A 5,804-nucleotide genomic window follows, 5' to 3' on the forward strand; every position below is an offset into this window, starting at 1 on the left:
GACGGAGTAGCGTGCAGAGAAAAGAGAGCCGGTGCTGAGATTGCTCGAGCAGAACACGAACCACGGACGCCGGGTCAGGCTCTTCAGCGTCGGCACCTTGCCGTCGAACAGATGGCGCTCGTAGCAGGTGGCGACTTCGCGCGCCGCGCTCGAAAACGGGTTGAACACGCCCTTGAGGATCGACGGCGCGTCAAGGAAGACCTGCGAGAAAGCGAGGATTTTTTCGACGTAAAGCTCGCGGAAATTCGTGGCAACGCCGTCGGCAAAGCTGAGGCGCGGCCAGAGAACCGCAAGCAGCCCGGCGGCGATCGAGCCGCCCGAGACCGAACTGACCATGTCGATTTTCTGAAGCAGGCCGGCCTCGTTCAGCCGGCAGAGCACGCCGGCATGGAACAGCATGGCGCGATAGCCGCCGCCCGACAGGCAGAGGCCGAGCTCGTAATGCTCGACCTTGTCGTCAGCCGGTGACGATCCGGCTGGAATCGGCTCCATCGCGCCCCCCTTCTGCCTGTCCGTTCGGCATTCGAGCTCGGCTTTGCTCAATCCAGCCCAGCGCAGCCATTCTGGCAAGCGGGGGAAACGCGTAACGTCGCGGATTGGAAATCGGGCCGCGTGCCGGCCGCTCCGTCGCGGCCGGCTGCATAGACCCTGCGATCGATCTTTACTGACTGATCTCGGGCTCGACGAGCCTTGCCAGGTTCTTGAGCGACTCCTGCCAGCCGAGATAGCAGGCCTCGGCGGGGATGGCGTCCGGAATGCCGGCCTGGGTGATCTCCATCTCCGTGCCGACCGAGACTTTCTTCAACGTCACCGTCACCTGCATCTCGCCGGGCAGGTTAGGATCGTCGAACTTGTCGGTGTAGCGCACGAGCTCACCCGGAACGAGCTCGACATAGTCGCCGCCGAAAGCATGGCTTTCGCCCGTGGTGAAGTTGCGGAACGACATTTTGAAGTTGCCGCCGGCCTTTGCATCCAAGTGATGCACCGTGCAGGTGAAGCCGTTCGGCGGCAGCCATTTCGCCAGCGCGTCCGCCTCGATGAAAGCGCGATAGACTTTTTCAGGTTTGGTGGAAAGCACGCGGTGCAGGCGGACAGTGCTGGGCATTTCGTTTCTCCTGTTGATTGCCGGTCTATGCTCCTATGACGAACGGTGATTGGCCAGTCCGACATCGATGGTGAAGTTTTTTGATCGCTGCTGCCGATCTCTCGATGGGGAGATTATCCGAACCGGTTGCCTTGCACGCCGCGCACGCCGGGCCTGAGCGCGAACAGGCCGCCTTCGAAGGGGTTGGCGTCGAGATGCTCGGCGCTCATGGTGAAGCGCGCCGAGGTGACGAACAGCGTGTCGAGGCCGGGGCCGCCGAAGGCGCAGCTCGTCGGCCAGCTGCAGGGCAATTCGGCGATCCGGTCCAGCTTGCCGTCGGGCGCGATGCGGGCGAGGCAGCTTCCGCCAACCACCCGGCAGTTCCAGATATAGCCCTCTGCGTCAAGGCAGGAGCCGTCCGGCAGGCCGCGCTCGAAGCCGGTGAAGAAGGGGAGCGCCCGGCCGAGCCGTCCCGCCTTCTTGTCCCAGTCATAGCTGTAGAGCGCGTTCTTCGTCGTGTCGGCGGTGACGAAGCGTCCGTCGGGCAGCCACACCATCGTGTTGGTGATGCCGAACCGGTCTTCGCTGAGCGGCGTCACATTGCCCTCCCGGCCGACCCGGTAGAGCCGACCTTCATCGCTGGCGATGGGCACCGGCGCGTCGTCCGGACCGATGTTGTTGGCCATCGTTCCAACCCAGAACGAACCGTCCGGCGCCACCACGCCCTCGTTGAGCCGCGTTCCCGGCCTGTCGTCCTCGATCATCGCGAGCGTCCGGAACGGCCCATCGAAGTCCCATAGCGCGATCTCCTTGCGCAACCCGACGATCGCGCCGCCGTCGTTGCGCAGGCCGACCGAGGTCACGAGATCGGGCGTCTGCCAGCTTTCATGCGCGCCGCTCAGCGGATCCAGCCGATGGATCCTGCGGCCGATGATGTCGACCCAAACCAGCCTTTCGCGGCGCTCGTCCCACACCAGGCTTTCGCCGACCACGTCGCGCGCATCGAAGATCAGGCCGGCTTGCTTCTCGTGCATGGGGCGCCTCGGGGCAGGGTGTCAGAAAATCAGCTTGACATATATCTTTAAGCCGAAATATGAGCAATTCAACATCAACCTGTCATACAGGTGTTGAGGAAACGGATGCAAGAGCAGACGGACCCACCGGATGAACCGAGTCCTGGCCTGGTCAGCACGGCGATTCAGGCGATAACCCAGCACATCCGCTCGGAAGGCCTGGCGCCCGGCGATCCGCTGCCCAGCGAGGCCGCCATGACGCGCCAGCTCAACGTTTCCCGAACGGTCGTGCGAGAGGCCTTCCGCTCGCTGTCGGCGATGCGGCTGATCGACATGAGCGCCGGGCGCCGCGCCACCGTCGCCAAGCTCGACACCGGCGCGATGTCGATGGTGATCGAGCACGGCATCACCACCCAGCAGATCAGCGTGCAGCAGGTCTATGACGTCAGGCGCACCATCGAGATGCGCACCGTGGCGCTGGCAGCACTGCGCCGCACCAACGCGGAAGCCGCGGCGATCGCCCAGTCGGCTCGGCTGATGCGCGAGAGTTGCAAGAACCCCGAGACCGTCATGGAGCATGACATCGCCTTCCACGAAGCGATCGCGGCGGCCTCGCACAATCCGGTCTTTTCGCTGATCGTCACCGCCTTCAGCGGCGTGACGCGGCGCACCTGGGTCATTGGCTGGCGAACCCGTTCCTCCGACGAGGACCAGCTCAAGATGATCAAGGGCCATGAGGACATCGCCGACGCCATCCTCAAGGGCGATCCGCGGCTTGCGGCCGAGCATATGGCCGAGCATTTCGACAAGAGCGTCAAGGCGCTGATCGACGCGGGGATAGCCTGATGAAGATCCGCGCCATCGAGACCGTGCGCATCGAGGAACGGCCCAACCTGCTCTGGGTCGAGGTTCATACCGACGAGGGCATCACCGGACTCGGCGAGACGTTCTATCTATCGCGCACCGTCGAGGAATATCTGCACGAATATGTGGCGCCCAGGGTGATCGGCCGCGATCCGCTGGAGATCGATCTTTTGGCCGCCGATCTCGTCGGCTATCTCGGCTTCCGCTCCAGCGGCGCCGAGGTGCGCGGCAACTCGGCCTTCGACATCGCGCTGTGGGACGTTTTCGGCAAGGCCACTGGCCAGCCGGTCGCGCAGCTGCTCGGCGGTTTCAGCCGTCGCTCGATCCGCACTTACAACACCTGCGCCGGCACCGAGTACATCAAGGACGCCAAGGGCCAGACGACGGCCAATTACGGCATCGGCGCCGGGCGCGATTACGACGATCTCAACGCCTTCCTCACCCGCGCCGGCGAGCTGGCCGAGGAATTGCTCTCCGACGGCATCACCGCAATGAAGATCTGGCCGTTCGACCACGCGGCGGAGAAGACGCGCGGCAACGACATCTCGGCGGCCGACTTGAAGGCGGCGCTCGAGCCTTTCGAAAAGATTCGCAAAGCCGTCGGCGACAAGATCGACATCATGGTCGAGTTCCATTCGATGTGGCAGCTCCTGCCGGCGATGAGAATTGCCGAGGCGCTCAGGCCCTACGCCACCTATTGGCACGAAGACCCGATCCGCATGGACAGCCTCGGCGATTTGAGGCGTTACGCCGCCGCCAGTCCGGCGCCGATCTCGGCCTCCGAGACGCTGGGCAGCCGCTGGGCTTTCCGCGATCTTCTGGAGACCGGAGCGGCCGGGATCGTCATGCTCGACATCTCCTGGTGCGGCGGTCTGTCGGAGGCGCGCAAGATCGCTTCGATGGCCGAGGCTTGGCGGCTGCCGGTGGCGCCGCACGACTGCACCGGTCCGGTCGTGCTCGCAGCGTCCACCCATTTGTCGCTCAACGCGCCCAACGCGCTCGTCCAGGAAAGCGTGCGCGCCTTCTACCGCACCTGGTACCGCGACTTGGTGACGGCGCTGCCCGAGGTGAAAGACGGCATGATCACCGTGCCGCCGGGGCCTGGGCTCGGGCTGGCGCTCAGTCCCGATCTTGGCAAGGCCTACACCGTCCACCGCCGCGTCAGCAGCCAGACGGACATTTAGCCCAAGACGCACATCTAGGATCCATAGGGAGGAACAAACATGAGAAAACTGACAGCAATGCTTCTGCTCGGCGCCGCCCTCATCGGCGGGCAATCGGCCGCCAAAGCCGACGGGCTCAACATCGTCTTCACCCATCATTCGTCGGCCTCCAACACATTCTGGCAGGCGGTGAAGAAAGGTTTCGATGATGGCTGCGCCAAGGTCGAGGCCAACTGCAACATGGTCTTCACCCAGACCGAGGGATCGATCGAGCAGCAGGTCGCGAACATGCGCGCGGCCCTTGCCGCCAAGCCCGACGCGCTGCTCACCTCCATCGTCGACGACCATGCCTTCGACGATGTCATCAAGGAGGCCCGCGACGCCGGCGTGGTGGTGATCGCCGTCAATGTCGACGACACCGAAGGCGCCAAGGGCAATGCGCGCCAGGCCTTCATCGGCCAGGGCTTCAAGCCAGCCGGCTACTCGCTCGCCAAGGCGATTTCCGAGAACTTTCCGAAGGATGGTCCGATCAAGGTGCTGGTCGGCATTTCGGCGCCGGGCCAGAACTGGTCGGAAACCCGCGGCGCCGGCGTCATGCAGTTCCTCGAGGAGTACAAGGCCGCTCATAAGGACCGCGACGTTTCGTGGGAGCGTCTCGACAGCGGCACCGACCTCGCCATCACTTCCGACCGCGTCGGCGCCTATCTCAACGCGCATCCCGACACCACCGCCTATTTCGACACCGGCTTCTGGTGCGCCGGCGTGGCGCGCGTGCTGGCCGATCGCGGGGTCGCGCCCGGCAAGGTCCTGCTCGGCGGCTTCGATCTCGTGCCGGAAGTGCTGCAGCAGATGCAGAAGGGCTATGTCCAGGCGCTGGTCGACCAGCAGCCCTACATGCAGGGCTTCATGCCGGTGATGGAAGTCTATCTCAACAAGAAGCTCGGTCTTGCGCCTTCCGACATCGACACGGGGCAGGGCATCGTGCGCCAGAAGGACGCCGATGCGATCATGGCGCTGTCCGCGCAGGGCATGCGCTGAGGTCGCATGCCTTTGAGATTGGCCGAGACGCCCGTCACCGAAATGCTGGCGGGACATCACCCCCCTCTGTCCTGCCGGACCGTCCGGCAGGACAGAGGGGGGTGTGAAGGAACGCGGCGCCACAGTACCTTTCACAATCACCGCACCGGAGCCTTTCATTGAAGCGCCTGTTCAAGACCTATCTCGAGAAGCCGGAACTGGCCGGGCTGATCCTCCTGGTGCTGCTCATCGTCCTGTTCCAGGTCCGCTCCCACGGCGTGTTCCTGAACCAGGACAATCTGCGCGGCATCCTCGGCATCCTGCCGGAGGCCGGCCTCGTCGCCATCGGCGTTACCATCCTGATGATCAGCGGCGAGTTCGACCTGTCGGTCGGTTCGGTCTTCGCGCTGATGCCGATGACGATGGCGGTGCTGATGGTGCAGGGCTGGCCGTTCCCGCTGGCGCTGCTCGCCGGGCTGCTCGTCTCGGCGGCCATCGGCTTCATCAACGGTTACGTCACCATCCGCTTCGCCATCCCGAGCTTCATCACCACGCTCGGCATGCTCTTCATGGCGCGCTCGCTCACCGTCGTCGTGTCCGGCGGCTTCCCGCCGCTGCTGCCCGCCGACCTGCCGACTTGGCTGTTCACTTCCTTCGTCGGGC

Annotated in this window: 7 protein-coding genes; 4 read left to right on the plus strand and 3 right to left on the minus strand. The window is 64.5% G+C overall.

Annotated features, from left to right (window positions below; translation table 11 throughout):
- The 3 genes from EOA60_RS15675 to EOA60_RS15685 form a co-directional block, all read right to left on the minus strand.
- On the minus strand, positions 1-492 hold a 492-nt coding region (locus EOA60_RS15675; RefSeq protein ID WP_164899331.1), incomplete at its 3' end, for a patatin-like phospholipase family protein.
- 169 nt (positions 493-661) lie between these two features.
- Positions 662-1,105, minus strand: a complete 444-nt coding sequence (locus EOA60_RS15680; RefSeq protein ID WP_067321724.1) for an SRPBCC family protein — start codon at positions 1,103-1,105, stop codon at positions 662-664.
- A gap of 113 nt (positions 1,106-1,218) precedes the next feature.
- Positions 1,219-2,118, minus strand: coding sequence for an SMP-30/gluconolactonase/LRE family protein (locus EOA60_RS15685; RefSeq protein WP_095824584.1), 900 nt, complete (start codon positions 2,116-2,118; stop codon positions 1,219-1,221).
- 105 nt (positions 2,119-2,223) lie between these two features.
- Between EOA60_RS15685 and EOA60_RS15690 the strand changes: the two genes are divergently transcribed.
- The 4 genes from EOA60_RS15690 to EOA60_RS15705 form a co-directional block, all read left to right on the plus strand.
- Positions 2,224-2,943, plus strand: coding sequence for a FadR/GntR family transcriptional regulator (locus tag EOA60_RS15690; RefSeq protein WP_066993159.1), 720 nt, complete (start codon positions 2,224-2,226; stop codon positions 2,941-2,943).
- Entirely contained in the window at positions 2,943-4,145 is a 1,203-nt protein-coding gene (locus EOA60_RS15695; protein ID WP_095824583.1) for a mandelate racemase/muconate lactonizing enzyme family protein, read from the plus strand. Before EOA60_RS15690 ends, EOA60_RS15695 begins: the two co-directional genes overlap by 1 nt.
- Before the next feature lie 39 nt (positions 4,146-4,184).
- Positions 4,185-5,162, plus strand: coding sequence for a sugar ABC transporter substrate-binding protein (locus tag EOA60_RS15700; protein WP_095824582.1), 978 nt, complete (start codon positions 4,185-4,187; stop codon positions 5,160-5,162).
- A gap of 158 nt (positions 5,163-5,320) precedes the next feature.
- Positions 5,321-5,804 (plus strand): ABC transporter permease (locus EOA60_RS15705; protein WP_164899332.1); only part of this gene is annotated, 484 nt, incomplete at its 3' end.

This window comes from Mesorhizobium sp. M1A.F.Ca.IN.020.06.1.1 (assembly GCF_004023265.1).
Classification (GTDB): Bacteria; Pseudomonadota; Alphaproteobacteria; order Rhizobiales; family Rhizobiaceae; genus Mesorhizobium.